At 41.1% G+C, this 17,300-nt stretch carries 15 protein-coding genes; 14 read left to right on the top strand and 1 reads right to left on the bottom strand.

The window, feature by feature from the left end; translation table 11 throughout:
• The first annotated feature begins 54 nt into the window (after positions 1-54).
• The 9 genes from ACP14Y_RS06085 (at position 55) to ACP14Y_RS06045 (ending at position 10,928) form a co-directional block, all read left to right on the top strand.
• Positions 55-738, top strand: coding sequence for a polysaccharide biosynthesis/export family protein (locus ACP14Y_RS06085; protein WP_424962076.1), 684 nt, complete (start codon positions 55-57; stop codon positions 736-738).
• Positions 738-3,113 carry a GumC family protein gene (locus ACP14Y_RS06080; protein ID WP_424962075.1) on the top strand — a complete coding sequence of 792 codons (2,376 nt, stop codon included), beginning with the start codon at positions 738-740 and terminating at the stop codon, positions 3,111-3,113. Before ACP14Y_RS06085 ends, ACP14Y_RS06080 begins: the two co-directional genes overlap by 1 nt.
• The gene (locus ACP14Y_RS06075; RefSeq protein ID WP_424962074.1) at positions 3,113-3,832 is read left to right on the top strand and encodes a tyrosine-protein phosphatase; all 720 of its coding nucleotides are present in this window, start codon (positions 3,113-3,115) and stop codon (positions 3,830-3,832) included. The genes ACP14Y_RS06080 and ACP14Y_RS06075 overlap by 1 nt, the downstream gene beginning before the upstream one ends.
• 96 nt (positions 3,833-3,928) lie before the next feature.
• A complete protein-coding gene (locus tag ACP14Y_RS06070; protein ID WP_424962073.1) occupies positions 3,929-5,332 on the top strand; it encodes a tetratricopeptide repeat protein in 1,404 nt (467 codons plus the stop codon).
• 68 nt (positions 5,333-5,400) lie between these two features.
• On the top strand, positions 5,401-6,156 hold the full coding sequence (locus tag ACP14Y_RS06065; RefSeq protein WP_424962072.1) for a phosphosulfolactate synthase: 756 nt from the start codon (positions 5,401-5,403) through the stop codon (positions 6,154-6,156).
• 12 nt (positions 6,157-6,168) lie between these two features.
• On the top strand, positions 6,169-7,047 hold the full coding sequence (locus ACP14Y_RS06060) for a DUF368 domain-containing protein (protein ID WP_424962071.1): 879 nt from the start codon (positions 6,169-6,171) through the stop codon (positions 7,045-7,047).
• A gap of 49 nt (positions 7,048-7,096) precedes the next feature.
• Positions 7,097-7,834, top strand: coding sequence for a shikimate dehydrogenase family protein (locus tag ACP14Y_RS06055; protein WP_424962070.1), 738 nt, complete (start codon positions 7,097-7,099; stop codon positions 7,832-7,834).
• A gap of 3 nt (positions 7,835-7,837) precedes the next feature.
• A complete protein-coding gene (gene uvrB, locus ACP14Y_RS06050) occupies positions 7,838-9,859 on the top strand; it encodes an excinuclease ABC subunit UvrB (protein ID WP_424962069.1) in 2,022 nt (673 codons plus the stop codon).
• 100 nt (positions 9,860-9,959) lie between these two features.
• Positions 9,960-10,928: a ketoacyl-ACP synthase III gene (locus ACP14Y_RS06045; protein ID WP_424962068.1), complete on the top strand. Its 969-nt coding sequence runs from the start codon at positions 9,960-9,962 to the stop codon at positions 10,926-10,928.
• An 89-nt stretch (positions 10,929-11,017) separates the two neighbouring features.
• Here ACP14Y_RS06045 and ACP14Y_RS06040 read toward each other — a convergent pair whose 3' ends face one another.
• The gene (locus ACP14Y_RS06040) at positions 11,018-13,189 is read right to left on the bottom strand and encodes a ComEC/Rec2 family competence protein (protein ID WP_424962067.1); all 2,172 of its coding nucleotides are present in this window, start codon (positions 13,187-13,189) and stop codon (positions 11,018-11,020) included.
• A gap of 140 nt (positions 13,190-13,329) precedes the next feature.
• Between ACP14Y_RS06040 and ACP14Y_RS06035 the strand changes: the two genes are divergently transcribed.
• From ACP14Y_RS06035 to ACP14Y_RS06015, 5 genes are read left to right on the top strand one after another with little or no spacing between them, the layout of a single operon-like run.
• Positions 13,330-14,022 carry a glycosyltransferase family 2 protein gene (locus ACP14Y_RS06035; protein WP_424962066.1) on the top strand — a complete coding sequence of 231 codons (693 nt, stop codon included), beginning with the start codon at positions 13,330-13,332 and terminating at the stop codon, positions 14,020-14,022.
• 2 nt (positions 14,023-14,024) lie between these two features.
• The gene (locus ACP14Y_RS06030) at positions 14,025-15,482 is read left to right on the top strand and encodes a cellulose synthase family protein (RefSeq protein ID WP_424962065.1); all 1,458 of its coding nucleotides are present in this window, start codon (positions 14,025-14,027) and stop codon (positions 15,480-15,482) included.
• Complete coding sequence (locus ACP14Y_RS06025; RefSeq protein ID WP_424962064.1) at positions 15,475-16,782, top strand: hypothetical protein; 1,308 nt, start codon at positions 15,475-15,477, stop codon at positions 16,780-16,782. Before ACP14Y_RS06030 ends, ACP14Y_RS06025 begins: the two co-directional genes overlap by 8 nt.
• Positions 16,779-17,009 (top strand): hypothetical protein, encoded by a 231-nt coding sequence (locus ACP14Y_RS06020; RefSeq protein WP_424962063.1) that lies wholly within the window; start codon positions 16,779-16,781, stop codon positions 17,007-17,009. The genes ACP14Y_RS06025 and ACP14Y_RS06020 overlap by 4 nt, the downstream gene beginning before the upstream one ends.
• Positions 16,994-17,278: a type II toxin-antitoxin system RelE/ParE family toxin gene (locus tag ACP14Y_RS06015; protein ID WP_424962062.1), complete on the top strand. Its 285-nt coding sequence runs from the start codon at positions 16,994-16,996 to the stop codon at positions 17,276-17,278. Before ACP14Y_RS06020 ends, ACP14Y_RS06015 begins: the two co-directional genes overlap by 16 nt.
• Positions 17,279-17,300 lie beyond the last annotated feature (22 nt).

The following is a 17,300-nucleotide window of genomic DNA, read 5'->3' as shown; positions in this document are numbered from 1 at the left end:
TTAATTGTTTTAATCGCTGTTTTAACTAGCTGCAAAGCTTACAAGCAGGACATCATGTTTAGACTTGATGATGACTTCTCTGAGGAAGATCTTTCCACCGTCACAGAGGAAATAGAAGGTAACTATGCATTGAAACCCAATGATGCGCTTTTGTTGGATGTTTTCACGAATGAAGGGGAGCGACTTATTGATCCGAATCAGGAGCTAATGACAAATCCTGGTCAGCAACAGGCTCAATTCAGAGATCGGTTTCTATACATTATTCAAGCGGATGGCACTGTCACTTTCCCGATGATTGGGGATACTAATCTGGAGGGAATGACATTGTTTGAGGCTGAGCGTGCGATCGCAGAACGTTTTGATAGTGTTTATAAAGGATCGTTTGTCAAATTGAGAATTACAAACAGAAGGGTGTTCGTACTAGGAGCACCTGGCGGCAGAGTGGTGCCAATTCCTAATGAAAACACCAGTATAATAGAGGTGCTGGCATCAGCTGAAGGATTGGACATGGGAGCTAAATCTCAAAATATCAAACTCATTAGAGGACGAGATGTATACCGCATTAACCTGGCCACAATCAGTGGGATGAGAGAATCAAATATGAATGTTGCTCCTGGAGACGTCATATATATAGAGCCGTGGCGAAGACCATGGTTGCAAACATTGAGAGACGTTTCGCCTGCCCTTAGCCTTGTTTCCAGTGTCTTAACTTTAATTGTTGTCGTTCAGAATTTGTAATGGAAAACAATTCCCTACCACAAAACCCAACAGGCACAGAGAAAGATTTTTTCGAATCGTTTGATGTCGAACGATTTTGGTATGTACTTAAGAGTAGCAAATTCTGGCTGATTGGTTTTGTTCTTTTAACTACCTCGTTAGCTTATGTATATGTCAGATATACCAAGCCAGTATTTAATTCCGAGTCGATCATAAAACTGGATTTTGAAAGTGAGGCAAATGTTTTGGGTTTAGTGGAGGTTGTAAATACTCAGGAACGTAACGAAATCTCCGGAGAGATTGAGTTGATCAAATCCAAGTTATTTCTATCACGGGTTGCGGAGGCAGCCAAAATGGACGTTTCCTATCATGTGTACGGAAGATACCTTACTGATGAGCGATACAGAAACTCACCTTTTATCGTATCATATAAAATTCACAATTCAAGCTTTTATAATCGGCCATTTGATATTGAATTTGGTGCTGAAGATTCATTCAATTTGTCATATCTGAGTCAAGGTGAGGAGGTAAAAAGGATGTTCAATTTTGATGAGGAGATAAAAACAAAAGATTTTAATCTGCACGTTCAGCGAACGGAGTATTTTGATCCTAAAGATGAGAATAAATACTTTTTTGTCATCTCAAGCAGAGATGCACTTATAAATACCCTACAGCAGAGTATTGAGATAATCCCGGAAAATTTCAACGCGAAAACCATTAAGGTTTCATATTCTGATCATAATAAATATAAGGCCCGTGATTTGGTAGACTTAATTGATTCGCTTTATCTGGATTACACCAAAGAAGTAAAAAATGCAGCTATTGAGCAGAAAATTGATTTTTTGAATGAGCAGATAAAGAGCACAGAGACTAAACTCTCGGAATATGAGGATTATTTCGAGGAGTTTACCATTGAAAACCGAACAATGAACCTGGATGAGGATCTGAGTAGAACCATCGAGCAACTTGCACTTTTGGATTCTCAGAGATTCTCACTTAGAAGAAGTATCAATGATCTATCTGTAATTCAAAAGCAAGCTAATGCTAAGGGAGCAATTGCGGTAAACCCACTCTTGTTGGAACAATTGCCACGATCGCTTGCAGAGGCCATCACCGAATATTCAGATTTACAGCAAGAGCGAGAACTTAAACTGGCTTCTTACAATGAAACTTCTTATATCATAGAACAGCTTGATGTGAAGCTGGAGAAATCAAAAGACTTGTTAGAGGAATTGTTGGGGTCATATGATCAAACCCTTGAGGATCGCATGGCTCAAATTGATAGAAGAAGGACTATTCTTGAAAATAACCTTTCACAGATGCCATCCATGGGAACGGAGTATGGAAAGAATAGAAGGTTTTATGAGCTTCAGGAAGAATTCATGCTATCCCTACAGACCTCAAAAATGGAACTGGAGATTACGAGAGCCGGAACAGTAACACGGAATGTGATATTGTCACCTGCTTCTCTTCCGCAGGCTCCCATAAAACCTCAAAAAGCATTGATCATTGGTGCAGGGTTCATGGTAGGACTCATGATTAGCATCGTGTATTTGCTGATCAGATACCTGGCGCATAACAAAGTAGCGGGTGTCCGTGAGTTGGAAAGACTGGTAAAAGTACCTGTGTTAGGAGCTATACCTCAGTATAAAAAAGAATCCTTGGATCATACCTCGTTGGTTGTTACCAAGGACTCCAAAAGCTCATTAAGTGAAGCCTTGCGAACCATACGGACCAATATGGACTTTATTCACCCTAAGCCGGGTTCGAAAACAATTAGTGTTACTTCAACTATTTCCGGTGAAGGAAAAACGTTTGTTGCTGCAAACCTGGGAGCCATTATGGCCATGACAGGGCAAAAGGTATGTGTGGTTGATATTGACATGAGGAAGCCAAAGGTGCACCTTGCCTTCGGTGTAACAAGCACACAAAACGGGGTAAGTACCATTCTATCAGGAAAGAGCAGTCTTAAGGATAGTATTCAAAAATCAAATATTGATGGCTTGTCATTTATCTCTGCAGGACCAACGCCACCCAATCCTTCTGAGCTTTTACTTCAAAATGATTTTACCCAAATGCTTGAAGATCTTCGTAAGGCTTACGATGTTGTCATTCTGGATACCCCTCCTGTAGGATTAGTTACAGATGGGCGCTTGGTAATGAAGGCTTGTGACATTCAAGTTTACATTGTGAGAGCCGATTATTCGAAGCGAGCATTTATCAAAGTACTTAATGATCTAAAAGCGACTGGTCAATTCCCGAATATGACTACTATCCTGAACGCCATCGATTCTACACCGGGTTACGGCTATGGTTATGGCTATGGTTACGGTTACTACGCTGACGAAGGATCAAAAAGAAAAAAGGTAGCTAATAGTATTAAAAATTTATTTTGATGGGTCTTTTCGGCAAGAAAAGCACGCTTCCGCTTGAAGTAGATCTTCATTCGCATTTGATACCGGGTATCGATGATGGTTCGCAATCCATTGAACAAAGCCTACATATGATTAGAAGTTTGATCGATATGGGTTTCAAAAAAATCATTACCACGCCCCACATCCATCCCCGATATCCGAATAAAAATGAGAATATAATGTTGGGTTTAGAGAAACTACAGAGAGAAATAGTTTCTGCGAACATTCTAATTGAACTGGAAGCTGCTGCTGAATATTACGTTGATGAAAGCTTCTACGAGAAGGTCAAGGAGAATGAGCCAATTCTTTTCTTTGGGGACAAGTATGTACTTGTAGAGTCTTCCTTCATCAACAAGCCGGCATTTTTTGAGTCCACTATGTTTGATCTTCAGAGCAAAGGATACAAGCCGGTGCTTGCTCACCCTGAGCGGTACCAATTTTTAGAAGGGAGTATTGATTGGCTGGAGGAACTAAAAGGAATGGGTATTCTGTTTCAAGTGACTTTAGGTTCTATGGGTGGGTATTACGGAGATAAACCTATGAAGATCAGTAAGCAGCTTTTGAGTGAGGGAATGGTTGATTTTCTTGGATCGGATTTGCATCGGGAGTCTCATCTTCCATACCTGTCTAAAGGCCTGAAATCGAAGGAAATACAGCGATTAATCAAATCAGGTCAGCTAAAAAATAGCCAACTTTTATGAGGGTGTGGAAAACTTTTTAGCTCTTAACTCACAGGTTTTAAATACATTTTCGCTTAAATTCCTTCAATCATTTACCACCGAATTTAATCTTTTGCGATGGCCGAAGAACATAAACGTAAGGAAGAGAGAGAGTTGATAAGAAAGTTTGAAGCATTCCTTAAAAACAGGGAAAATCATTTCTTTGATGAAGAGGCACTCATTCAAATCATTTGTTACTACAGTGTACATGATAAACTCAATCAGGCACTTAAAGCAGCCAACATCGCTTTGGATCAGTTTCCTTACTCTGTAGATATCACCATTGAGAAATCAGATGTGCTGGTAAAAATGGAAAAGTCTGACGAGGCTGTAGAGCTTTTGGATGAGACATTGAATATTCAGCCCAATGATCCCGAGCTTCTTCTCCAGAAGGGGGCTATTCATTGCCTGCTTTCTGAATTTGAGGAAGCCATAGAGGCTTATGAACGAGCCATCTTAAATGTGGAGGATAAGGATGAGGTGTATTTCAGTATTGGGATGGCATATCAGGGGCTGGGGAAATACAAGGAAGCAGCCCAGCAGTACAAAAAGGCCATTGAGATTAATATGCTCAACGAAAATGCATTGTATGAACTGGCTTATTGCCTGGATGTCTCAGGCGAATTGGAGAGTAGCCTCTCTTACTATCAAAAATTCATCGATCAGGATCCATACTCTGAATATGCCTGGTACAACCTGGGTATCGTTTATAATAAACTTGGAAAATTTGATGAAGCAGTTGACGCTTACGAATATGCAACGGCTATAGATGAGGATTTTAGCAGTGCCTGGTTCAATATGGGCAATGCGCTCATGAATATGGGCAAATATGATCGAGCATTAGCAGCTTATCTCAAAACATACGACCAGGAGGGGGCCTCCCCTGAAACCTACTGTCATATAGGAGCAGCATATGAAAAACTTCAGCAGCTTGATTTAGCCGTCAAGTATTATCAAAAAGCAACAAAGCTGGATCAAATGTACCATGAGGCCTGGTATGGGGTTGGAGTTTGTCTTGCCCTTCAGGATAAATGGTATGAAGCCATTCATTTTCTGAATAAGGCCCTGAAAATTGATTCGGAAAATGCTCACTATTGGAAGGCTGTTGCTGATGCAGAGTATAAGACAGGAAACCTTGTTTCAGCACTTGATGCGTATCGAGAAGCAAGCGAAATGAATGCAGATGATCCACAGGTCTGGTTAGACTGGTCGATGGTGTATTATGAACAAGGAGATTTTGGTCAAGCCATCTCAATATTGGAGGATGGACTGAATGAGTGTCCGGACAATGCCGAAATGTATTATCGGGGAGTTGTGTATCTAATTGGCTCAGGAAGTTACAAGAATGCAATAAACAGGTTGGAAACTGCTTTAATGCTTGATTTTGATGGCCATGAGGTACTTTTTGATTTCTTTCCTAACCTTCCCACTCAAAAAGCATTGTACAGAATTATTGATCAGTTTCGTCAGGATAACAAATAATCTTTGACCATCTAAAGATAATTTGTGATTTTTGGGGCTTGTTTTGAATTAAGCACCAGATATCCTAAATGAATTATCATCTAAATAACCTACCAGAGCGAACGAATAAACCAAGAACTGAAGGCTATACCATGGTCATGGACAAAGGCCTCAGTTTGCGTGAAGTCGAAGATCTGATTGAATCTAGTGGAGAGTACATCGATATAATAAAGTTCGGCTGGGCTACTTCATTTGTTTATCCAAAGCTTAAAGAGAAAATAGCTCTTTATAAAGCGGCTGGCATCCCATGCTATTTTGGCGGTACCTTGTTTGAGGCGTTTGTTGTGCGCGATCAATTTGAGGATTACCAAAGAGTACTTGATGAGTTTGGTTTGGAATACGCGGAGGTTTCCGATGGATCGGTAGAAATGGATCATGACAGAAAATGTGAGTATATCAGCACTTTGGCTAAGCAAGTGACTGTACTAAGTGAGGTCGGATCAAAAGACGCAGCGAAGATTATCCCACCATATAAATGGATTGAGCAGATGGAGACTGAACTTGAAGCTGGCGCATGGAAGGTAATAGGAGAGGCAAGGGAGAGTGGAAATGTAGGTCTATTCAGGGATTCTGGCGAGGTACGGCAGGGGTTGGTTGAGGAAATTCTCACTAAAATTCCTTCGGAAAAGATTTTATGGGAGGCGCCACAAAAAGCGCAGCAAGTCTGGTTTATTAAGCTTAGTGGACCCAACGTGAATCTTGGAAACATTGCACCAAATGAGGTAATTCCTTTAGAGACTATTAGATTGGGTCTTAGAGGGGATACATTCAGCCACTTTCTGTAGGCAGGATTTAGGATGTTTAACTTTAAACTTTTCCTGAAAGGAGCCGCCATGGGTTGTGCGGATTTAATTCCCGGAGTTTCAGGTGGCACAATTGCTTTGATAACCGGGATTTACGAAGAGTTGATCAATTCTATAAGGTCCGTAGATACCCAAGCCTTAAAGCTCTTACTAAGATTACAATTCAAAGACCTCTGGCTCCATATCAATGGACCATTCCTGGCGCACGTTTTTGCCGGAATTTTCCTAAGTATTTTTTCTCTATCAAGTTTGATCACCTATTTACTGAGTGATCATCCTATCCCATTGTGGTCGTTCTTTTTTGGACTAATACTCATCTCTGCTTTTTATGTGTTGCCAAAAAAGATGAATCTATGGAGTTTCGGCTTTATGGTCTTTGGTGCAGTTTCTGCCTACATGATCACTTCCCTGACACCAGCTGCTTCTAGTGAGCAACTCTGGTTCATATTTATTTCCGGTGCAATCGCTATCTGCGCCATGATTTTACCAGGTATATCAGGATCTTTTATTTTGATTTTACTTGCTAAGTATGAGTATGTCTTGAATGCTGTGAAGTCTTTTGACCTTCAGGTCATACTTGTTTTTGGAATTGGATGTGTAGTGGGGTTGCTTTCATTTTCCAAGCTGATCCACTGGCTACTTCAAAAGCATAAATCATCTACGATGGCTTCCCTCGCAGGATTTATGTTAGGCTCACTCAATAAAATATGGCCATGGAAAACCGAGACAGACATTTCATTTACTAATCTAAGTCCTTCAGAATTCGCACAATCTACTAACACACCAAGTCAACTCGTATTGGCAATCACATTTTGCCTGGTAGGTGGTGGGGTTGTAGTGGTATTGGAACGTATGGGAAGAACTGCAGAATAGTTTCTTGTTTTTCTCATGCTTCATTTTTTCAACCTAACTTTAGTCATTCATGAAAAAGTATGGATTGATAGGATACCCGGTTGAGCATAGCTACTCTCAGGAATTTTTTCGGAAAAAATTTAAAAAACTTGGTCTTAAGGATCATACCTATGACCTGTTCGAAATGGAGTTTTTAAATGAGTTTCCGGCTTTATGGCTAAAGTATGAAGAGCTTCAAGGAGTAAATGTAACAGTACCACATAAGGAAAACGTTTTGAAGTACCTGGATAAGCAAGATGCTAGTGCTATCAAAGTAGGGGCTGCCAATGTGATTCAGAGAAAAGGTGGAAAGCTAATAGGTTATAATTCAGATTACATGGCTTTTCGTGAATCTCTCAGAAACTGGATTGGCACATTCAAAGGTGAGGCACTTGTACTAGGATCGGGTGGTGCTTCCAAGGCGGTTCAGGCTGGCTTGACAGATCTGAACATCCCTTATAATCAGGTCAGCAGAAGCCTGAAAGGCGGGGACTATACCTATGAACAACTCAAGATAAATCCAGAGATAATGGAGCGGTTTGGACTAATTGTTAATACAACACCACTTGGTATGTACCCAAAGAACGAGACTTTGCCGGACATTCCGTACCACCGTATAAAAAAGGGAACTTACTTGTATGACCTCATCTATAATCCTGAAGAAACTGCTTTTTTGAAAATGGGTAAAAATCAGAAAGCAAAAACTAAAAATGGCATGGAGATGTTGGAGCTTCAAGCGGAAAAATCTTGGGACATTTGGACAAGCTAATTCATGGATTTCAAACTCAGCTCAGAATATAGCCCGACAGGCGATCAGCCGGAGGCGATCAGGCAAATTGTAGAAGGCGTACATAATGAGGAAGCAGCTCAGACTTTGCTGGGTGTTACCGGATCAGGCAAGACCTTTACCATTGCAAACGTGGTGGAGCAGGTTCAGCGTCCTACACTAGTCCTCAGTCACAATAAAACACTTGCAGCGCAGCTATATGGAGAGTTTAAACGCTTCTTTCCTGAAAATGCGGTTGAGTATTTCATCTCCTATTATGACTACTACCAACCAGAAGCTTACATACCCACTAGTAATGTATACATAGAGAAGGATCTTTCAATTAATGACGAAATTGAAAAGCTGAGATTAAGTGCTACTTCTGCTCTTTTATCCGGCAGAAGGGACGTAATCGTTGTGGCATCTGTTTCCTGCATCTATGGTATTGGGAACCCGGAGGAGTTTGGTAAAAACGTGATCCGGCTTCAGGAAGGAGATCAGATTCCAAGAAACAAATTTCTTTTTGAATTGGTGGACATTCTATACAGTCGCACTGAAGCAGAGTTTAAACGAGGGACTTTTCGTGTAAAAGGGGATACAGTAGATGTGTTTGTTGCCTATGCTGATTTTGCTTATCGCTTTATTTTTTGGGGAGATGAAATCGAATCCATTCAACGTATTGATCCGATGACAGGTGAAAAGCAATCTGATGAACGTATCGTGACTATTTTTCCTGCTAATCTTTTTGTGACTGGAAAAGATCAGTTGCAGGTAGCTATTAAAGAAATTCAGGATGACATGGTGGAACAGGTTCAGTATTTTGAAGATGAACGTAGGTTCCTGGAAGCCAAACGACTAAAGGAGCGAACAGAGTTTGATCTGGAGATGATCCGTGAAATTGGCTATTGCTCAGGAGTTGAAAACTACTCAAGGTATTTTGACCGACGAAATCCTGGTAGCAGACCCTTTTGCTTATTAGACTATTTTCCGGATGATTTTTTGATGATCATAGACGAAAGCCACGTGACTGTGCCACAGGTGCGAGGAATGTGGGGTGGAGATAGAGCAAGGAAAGTGAATCTGGTGGACTATGGCTTTAGGCTTCCATCAGCAATGGACAACCGTCCACTCACTTTCAATGAATTTGAGGACATGCTTAACCAGGTAGTATTTGTAAGTGCCACTCCCGGAGATTACGAGCTGCGAAAGTCTGATGGCGTAATAGTTGAACAACTCATTCGACCCACGGGGCTGTTAGATCCGGTGATAGATGTGAGGCCAAGTCACAATCAAATTGATGACCTGATGGAAGAAATCCAGCAGCGAATCGAGATGGAAGATCGGGTGTTGGTGACAACATTGACCAAACGCATGGCTGAGGAACTCACCAAATATTTGCTAAATGCGGGTGTTAAAACACGCTACATCCACTCAGAAGTCGACACCCTCGATCGTGTGGAGATTCTGCGCGAGCTAAGGCTTGGTGTTTTTGATGTACTTGTAGGTGTTAACCTCCTCCGTGAAGGACTTGATTTGCCTGAGGTGTCTTTAGTAGCCATTCTGGATGCGGATAAAGAAGGATACCTGAGAAACGAACGATCATTGGTACAGACGATCGGGCGTGCGGCACGGAATGATAGAGGAAAAGTGATCATGTATGCCGATAAGGTGACCGGGTCGATGAAGCTGGCGATTGATGAAACTAACCGAAGGCGAAGTATCCAAATGGAATACAACGAGAAGCATGGAATTACCCCTGTTTCATTGAAAAAGAATCGGGAAGAAATATTACGTCAGACCGGGGTGGCCGACAAGAAAAAAGGGGGCAAGAAGTATTATATCGAGGAGGAGCAGACACTCGCTGCAGATCCGGTAGTCGCCTATATGGACAAAGATCAGCTGAAAAAATTGGCTAGTGAAACCCGAAAGAAAATGGAAAAGGCAGCCAAGGATCTTGACTTCATGGAAGCTGCCAGGCTAAGAGATGAGTTGCAGGAAGTGGAGAAAATGATGAAAGAAAATAAATAGTTCTTTGGAATTGATGTCTTCCTGTTTCAACTTGCTTTTGAAATAGACACCAGACCCAAAAGATTTATCTATTTCAAACTAAAATCCCACAATATTTCTTATGTCACAAATTACCGCATTTGGTACCTATGTACCTGAAAAAATCGTAGACAATCATTATTTCGAAGAATTCATCGACACGAATGATGAGTGGATTATTTCCAGAACGGGCATTCGAACCCGGCGCTTTGCCAAAGATGGAGAGTATACCAGCGATCTGGGTGTAAAGGCTGTAAATGATCTGGTTGAGACCAGCGGAAAAGACATTTCTACCGTAGATTTTATCGTGGTGTGCACCACGTCTCCGGATCAGCCCATGCCAAATGCAGCCTCTCGTGTTCAGTACAAACTAGGGATAGAAAGCTGTGGATGTAACGACATTTATGCAGCTTGTGCAGGATTTATTTATGGATTGCAAATGGCCCATGGTTTTGTAAACTCTGGTATCTACAAGAAAGTGTTGGTGATTGGTGCCGAAACCCTTTCAAAAATTACAGATTTCAAAGATCGTACTTCATGTATTTTGTTTGGTGATGCAGCAGGAGCAGCGTTAGTAGAGCCGGGAGATAGTGAACATTTCATCGCTTTTAATTCGGGAACAAACGGTGACCTTGGACATGATCTTTACCTAAGTCATAAGAAAAATAGCATCAATGGAGTTGGCATTAATCCACACGGGAAGATTGTTCAAAATGGACGATCGGTGTTTAAATGGGCTGTGGGAAATATTCCTAAGAAAATCAGAGAGCTGGTCGATAAGGCGGGCATGACACTGGACGATATTGATTACATCGTGCCGCATAGTGCTAACCTTCGTATCATTGAAGCAATAGCCAAGGACCTGGGTTATCCGATGGAGAAAGTGCCGGAGAGCGTGACTGAATTTGGCAATACTTCATCCGCTTCCATTCCTTTGGCGATAGCTAAATCCAAACGAAACGGAGGTATTAAGAAAGGAGACACCCTATTGATGATTGGTTTTGGTGGTGGACTGACCTTCGCTGGCACTATCGTTAAATGGGAAATTTAATTTCAATATTTTCAGGGAAGTTTTGGCTGAATAGTACGATGTATATACATTTGTGATACTACTAGGCGGTAGTAAGTTTTTTCCCGATGCTAGTCGGGATTGGTGGTGAACAGAGCGGGCAATGCTGTCCGCTCTTTTTTTGTGTCTTCCCCAAGAGCCACTACAAGTGCTCCGTCGTAGTTCATGCTGTGTAAATTCATGCCAATTTCAGCTGATTCTGCTTTCATTTTCTTAGAATAAAAGCCGGAGTTTTTATTACTAACGATCAATTGGTCAAAGTCAAAGTGTTTGTCTAGCCACTCCAGGCTTTTCACCGCTCCATTATTGATTATAAGATAGTCTGTCTTTACCACTCCTTTAAATTCGAGATGAAAGGTGGTAGAATCGAAAATCAGAAAACGCTTTCCGGCTATTTGACCAAATCGGATAGTCTCCTTTTGAACAAAATCCGCCTCTTCAAAGGTTAGAATTGATTCTTTAATAGGTTCTAAATGTGATGCCAGTCGATGAGGATTAATTTGAAATGATAAAAGATCTAATTCGGTTTTTTCAAAATCATCGATGTAAAGAATTCCCTGGTGACCCTTGATATGATCGACAGCAATCTTATCTGATATTTCATAGAATACTAGCTCGTTCCTTTGGGATTGGGTATTGTGTGATAGTAATCCCCACAACATGAAGATGAGACCGAGTACACCGGAAACCACTAGCGTTTTGAAGTTGCGATAATGCAACCCTACTATAAGAGTGATGACTATTAGATAAGTCATAATCAGACCAAATTGATCCATATAGATCCACTCTATCAGGCTGTTTGGCAGGATGTGTACATAGCTAATGATTTCATTGATAAGCCACATAAATTGATTTAGACACAGTCCAATAATTTCTCCAGCCTGGGAAATGATTGGATCGATGAGCAGCATACCTATACCCCCAATCAGCATCAAAAAAGAGGCTGGAATGACAACTAAATTTGATACAAGAAAATAAGTTGGAAACTGATGAAAATAGAAAGCAGAAAGAGGAAATGTAGCTAACTGTGCTGAGATGGAAACACAAGTGATCGCCCAGGCTTTATCAAGGAGCCAGGGCCTGAAATCTAAGAGACGATAGAGTTTAGGTTGTAGATAAACGATCCCGACCACTGCAGCAAAGGAGAGTTGAAATCCGACTGAGTAGATTAGATAAGGATCAAAAATGAGCAAAATGAATGCAGCAAATGCCAACGTATTATAAATATTCCCCTCTCTGGCTGATGCCTTGCTAAAGGCCACAAATGAGAACATGGCAGCAGCCCTCATTACCGATGGACTCAATCCAGTCAATGAGGCGTACAACCAAATAAATACAATGCTTATAATCCCAAACGCATATTTCCCCCACTTTCCTGATGCTGCGAGCTTACCAAACATGATGTGAATGATTAAGTAAATAATACCCACATGGAGACCTGAAACTGCTAAAACATGCATCGCGCCGGCTGATGAATAGGCTTTTTTCAAGTCATTATCTAAATGATCTTTAATTCCGAGCAGCAGTGCTTTTGCAATCCCATTTTCACGAGGTGTCGGGATGCGTTTGTCAATAATGTCGGACGCTCCTTCCCGCAAAGAGAAGGCCCATTTCATGAAATGGTTTGGGGGACTATTCTCCGCAATTTGTATTTCATCTTGATGTACAAACGCATGGCTGTAGATGTTTTGTCTTTCCAGGTACTCTTTATAGTTGAATTCATTCGGGTTATCTGGACCCGGGATCGGAAAGAAGTTTCCGTACACCATGATTTTATCGCCATACCGTAATGGAGTGGCCAGACTGTCTTTACGAATGTATAAATGGATTTTCCCCGATGTTCTTAAATTGGAATCTGTTTTTGTGAATAGGTTGCTGAGCTCAAAGTCATATCTAAAATGATTCGTCCGCTCATTCACAGGACTGACAATGATGCCTGAAAATCCCTTAATTTCTTTATAAACGTTGGTGTAATGGAAAGCTGGATGATCGTGATACTTTGTTTTGGCAATACTTCCTCCGATGAGGAACAACATGGTCAGTGTGATCAAACCATTAGCATGTCTTAGCGTGTAAAAACTTGTTTTGTTTGAAGCAAAAATCATTATAGCATAACACCCGAACAGTAGTAGTAGCAAAGCGAAATCGTATTTCCACAGGTAATTGAACAAGTCAAAGCAGACGATACCAAGGATAAGCGCTATGACAAAGCGCACGAAGGGGTATGTATTCCAGAAGTACATGCCGTTGTGCAATAAAGATGCAAGGCAAATCATTAAAATGCAAAAAGCGGTATGATAAATTATCTGTATGTTGTCGCAACTGAAACACTTTGGCAAGGCATAGCTTCCTACCTTTGCGCCTCACTTAAAGAAGCACGCTTTTGAGCAAACCAGACATACGGGTCATTATCCCGGCATTTAATGAACAAAATGCGGTTGGTATGGTCATTGATGAGATACCAAAAGACTGGGTTTCTGAGATCATTTTGGTGGACAATGGCTCCACTGATGACACCTTCGAACAGGCAAAATCCAGAGGTGCCACAACACTTAAAGAGCCAAATCGGGGTTACGGAAATGCCTGCCTGAAAGGCATGGCGCATATTGCTTCTTCACTTACTAAACCGGATATTGTGGTGTTTCTGGATGGCGATCATTCAGATTACCCGGAACAATTACCCGATTTGGTTAAACCAATTATTAAGGATCAGGTTGATTTAGTGATTGGCTCACGTGCGCTTGGTCAAAAAGAAAAGGGAAGCATGACCCCTCAGCAGGTTTTTGGCAATTGGCTGGCAACTGCGCTGATCAAACTTTTTTATGGGGAAAAATACACGGACCTTGGACCATTCAGGGCCATCAGATATGAAAGCCTCCTGACAATCGATATGAAAGATCGTACATATGGCTGGACCGTAGAGATGCAATTAAAGGCAGCAAAGTTAAATTTGCGGACTGTAGACATTCCGGTGAATTACAGGCAAAGAATTGGGGTTTCCAAAGTAAGCGGTACAATTAAGGGAACTCTGGGAGCCGGATATAAGATCATCTATACAATTTTTAAATATTTATAAAGGTGGAGTGGTTAGTTATCGTGCTTTATGGGATCACATTGTTGATCATTTGCCTTTTCAGTTTAGGCCAGTTTAATCTTACCTGGCATTATCTCAAATCAAGAAAAGAGAGCGAAGAGCACTCCGACAATCTTGCTGAGTATCCGCATGTTACTGTTCAACTCCCAGTCTTTAATGAGCGATATGTGGTGGAACGTCTGATCGATGCGGTAACGAACATCCAATACCCGAAAGAAAAGCTTGAAATTCAAATTCTGGATGATTCAACAGATGAAACCATTCAAATCATAAGGAGTCGTGTAAAAGCCTATCAAGCAGATGGCTGGGATATTCACCAAATCAGGAGACCTGATCGTGTCGGCTATAAAGCTGGTGCTCTTGCTTACGGTCTCGAGAAAGCTAAAGGAGAGTTCATTGCCATCTTTGATGCGGACTTTGTTCCCAACCCGGAGTTCTTGATTTGTACACTACCGAAATTCAAGAATGACAAAATAGGTATGGTGCAAACCAAGTGGGGCCATCTGAATACGGACTATGGATGGCTGACCAAAATCCAGGCATTTTGGTTAGACGCCCACTTCACCGTTGAGCAAAAAGGGCGTGAGCATGCGGGTAGTTTCATCAATTTTAATGGCACAGCAGGTGTGTGGCGAAAAGCATGTATTGAGGATGCTGGAGGGTGGCAATATGATACGATCACAGAAGACCTTGACTTGAGTTATCGGGCGCAGCTCAAAGGATGGAAGTTTGTATATCGGGAAGAGATTGAATCTCCTGCTGAACTACCAGTGGTCATTCCTGCGGTAAAGTCTCAGCAGTATCGCTGGAATAAAGGGGCAGCAGAAACTGCTCGTAAAACTCTGGGTAAGGTCCTTACTTCAAATATTGGATGGAATCACAAAATAAGAGCGGTGCTTCATCTGCTAAATAGCTCCGTATTCTTATTGCTTTTGATTGCTGCAGTGTTGAGTATTCCCATGTTGTATATCAAAGAATACAATCCAGACTTAGCGCTTGTCTTTGATTTGGGAAGTATATTCATCATCGGATTTTTGGCCATGGGATTTTTCTATTGGGTGGCAGCCAAAGCTACTCACCCGGAATACACCTTGAAATATTTCATGAAAAATTTTCCTGTATTCCTGGCTTTCTCCATGGGAATGGCATTGCACAATTCCATTGCTGTAGTCGAAGGATACCTGGGTATTAAAACACCTTTTGTACGGACGCCCAAGTTTAACGTACAATCCAAGGGCGACTCATGGAAAGGGAATATTTATCTGAATAATGTGCTCACACCTGTGACACTTATGGAGGGTTTGTTATCTATTTATTTTATCTATGGGATTTTCTCCGGTTTCAAATTGGAAGATTATGGCCTCATGCTTTTCCACGCAATGCTTGCCATTGGTTTTGCATACGTATTTATCTTGTCGGTGAAACCGATGAATAATGCCTAAATACAACCAAACGGGCTACTACACTTTCCTGGTCGTTTACATATTGGCCATTTTTTCTATCGGCAATTGGATAGAACGATATCAATCTCTGCCCTTAATGCTTGCTTATGCAAGCGCATTCATGGGGTACATTTTGCTGCTGCAAAAGTCAGAGGACACAAAAGCTCTCTTCACCACTGGATTGATTGTCAGAGCATTGTTATTTTTTACCCTGCCGTCACTTTCTGATGACCTGTATCGATTTATATGGGATGGTACGTTGATTAAAAATGGCATTCATCCTTTTGCCGAACTGCCGGGATACTATCTGGACAAAAACATTAATGGAATTACAAAGGAGCTTTATGAGTTGCTAAACTCACCAAACTACTTCACGATATATCCACCTATCAATCAGGCTATTTTCTGGCTCAGTGCTGTGATCGGCAATGGAGATTGGCTGGTTTCAGCCAATATGATTCGATTAGTCTTATCTGCTGCAGATGTGGGATCATATTTTTTGATTAAATCGATTTTAAGAACACATGGGAAACCCGTCTTTCTTGCAAACTGGTTTTGGCTGAATCCACTGATGATCCTGGAAGGTGTAGGGAATCTGCACTTTGAAGGACTAGTTGTATTTTTTGTTTTGTTCGGAATCTACGGATATCAAAAAAGCATGCACGTGTTAGCTGCGGGTGGATTTGGGCTAGCCATTGGTACTAAGCTCTTACCGCTTATTTATCTTCCAGTGCTTTTTTTATCTGGTTTAAGGGACAAAAAGTGGTGGGTTGCTCCGGCGGCAGGAGTGATAGCACTACTTACAATCGTTCCTATGCTGAATGCTACTTTCCTTTTGGGCATGCAGGAAAGTCTGGAGCTCTACTTTCAATCCTTTGAGTTTAATGCCAGCATCTATTTCATCGCTCGTCAAATTGGGTATTGGATCTGTGGGTACAATAATATTGCTTTGATCGGCCCACTTTTATCGCTCTTGTCGTTCTTTTCGATTTGCATGGTGTCGATTGTAGCTTGGAAAAAAGAATGGAGCCTGAGTAAAAGCCTTCTTTTTGTTTTGACCATCTATTTACTGTTTGCTACCACCGTTCATCCATGGTATATTCTGCCGCTAATCGCTTTCGGAATATTGTCGGGCTATTGGTATCCAATTGTCTGGTCATTTTTGATTTTCGTGACCTATATCGGTTATACCAAAGAAGGGTTTGAACTCCCCATGTATCTCATTGTTGTTGAATATATAGTCTTGTGGGCTACCATTGTTTTAGAGCTTAGATTGAGAATGCTTAATTTTAAAAAATGAACTCAGAGATTAAACTTGATCTGATCAATAAAATAGCCAATACCAACGATGCGATCTTGTTGGAAGAGTTAAAGAAACTTATTGAATTGTCAGACTCGGACGTAATCTACAATCTTTCTGACGAGCAACTTAAAGGCATTTCAGCGGCAGAAGAAGATATTAAATACGGAAGAGTTATTGATCATGAGGTTGCTAAGGATCAAACTTCGAAATGGTTGAAAAAGTAGTCTGGACGCAGACAGCTTACTCTCAAAAGCTTGAAATTTTTGAGTATTGGAATCAAAGAAATGGTTCTACAGGTTTTAGTCAAAGTCTAGAAAACGACATCAATTCTGCCATTGACCTTTTGAAAAAATTTCCCAGACTAGGAATCAAAACTCAGCTGGAGGATGTTCGAGTTAAAATAATCAAAAACTATCTTTTGATTTATAAGACGACTAAGAACACCCTTTATATTCGTTATTTTGGGACACTAGACAAAACCCAAAAGATTTAGAACGTTTACCAGCACTGTATCA

It is taken from the genome of Ekhidna sp. (assembly GCF_965247405.1).
Taxonomy (GTDB): domain Bacteria; phylum Bacteroidota; class Bacteroidia; order Cytophagales; family Cyclobacteriaceae; genus Ekhidna.
This window is presented reverse-complemented; position numbering and strand designations above follow the sequence as displayed.

What these genes read in the sequence shown, in the direction of transcription:
- ACP14Y_RS06085 (WP_424962076.1), top strand. Translation starts at nt 55, where the DNA reads ATGTTTAGACTTGATGATGACTTCTCTGAGGAAGATCTTTCCACCGTC.
- ACP14Y_RS06080 (WP_424962075.1), top strand. Translation starts at nt 738, where the DNA reads ATGGAAAACAATTCCCTACCACAAAACCCAACAGGCACAGAGAAAGAT.
- ACP14Y_RS06075 (WP_424962074.1), top strand. Translation starts at nt 3,113, where the DNA reads ATGGGTCTTTTCGGCAAGAAAAGCACGCTTCCGCTTGAAGTAGATCTT.
- ACP14Y_RS06070 (WP_424962073.1), top strand. Translation starts at nt 3,929, where the DNA reads ATGGCCGAAGAACATAAACGTAAGGAAGAGAGAGAGTTGATAAGAAAG.
- ACP14Y_RS06065 (WP_424962072.1), top strand. Translation starts at nt 5,401, where the DNA reads ATGAATTATCATCTAAATAACCTACCAGAGCGAACGAATAAACCAAGA.
- ACP14Y_RS06060 (WP_424962071.1), top strand. Translation starts at nt 6,169, where the DNA reads ATGTTTAACTTTAAACTTTTCCTGAAAGGAGCCGCCATGGGTTGTGCG.
- ACP14Y_RS06055 (WP_424962070.1), top strand. Translation starts at nt 7,097, where the DNA reads ATGAAAAAGTATGGATTGATAGGATACCCGGTTGAGCATAGCTACTCT.
- uvrB (WP_424962069.1), top strand. Translation starts at nt 7,838, where the DNA reads ATGGATTTCAAACTCAGCTCAGAATATAGCCCGACAGGCGATCAGCCG.
- ACP14Y_RS06045 (WP_424962068.1), top strand. Translation starts at nt 9,960, where the DNA reads ATGTCACAAATTACCGCATTTGGTACCTATGTACCTGAAAAAATCGTA.
- ACP14Y_RS06040 (WP_424962067.1), bottom strand. Translation starts at nt 13,189, where the DNA reads ATGTACTTCTGGAATACATACCCCTTCGTGCGCTTTGTCATAGCGCTT.
- ACP14Y_RS06025 (WP_424962064.1), top strand. Translation starts at nt 15,475, where the DNA reads ATGCCTAAATACAACCAAACGGGCTACTACACTTTCCTGGTCGTTTAC.
- ACP14Y_RS06020 (WP_424962063.1), top strand. Translation starts at nt 16,779, where the DNA reads ATGAACTCAGAGATTAAACTTGATCTGATCAATAAAATAGCCAATACC.
- ACP14Y_RS06015 (WP_424962062.1), top strand. Translation starts at nt 16,994, where the DNA reads ATGGTTGAAAAAGTAGTCTGGACGCAGACAGCTTACTCTCAAAAGCTT.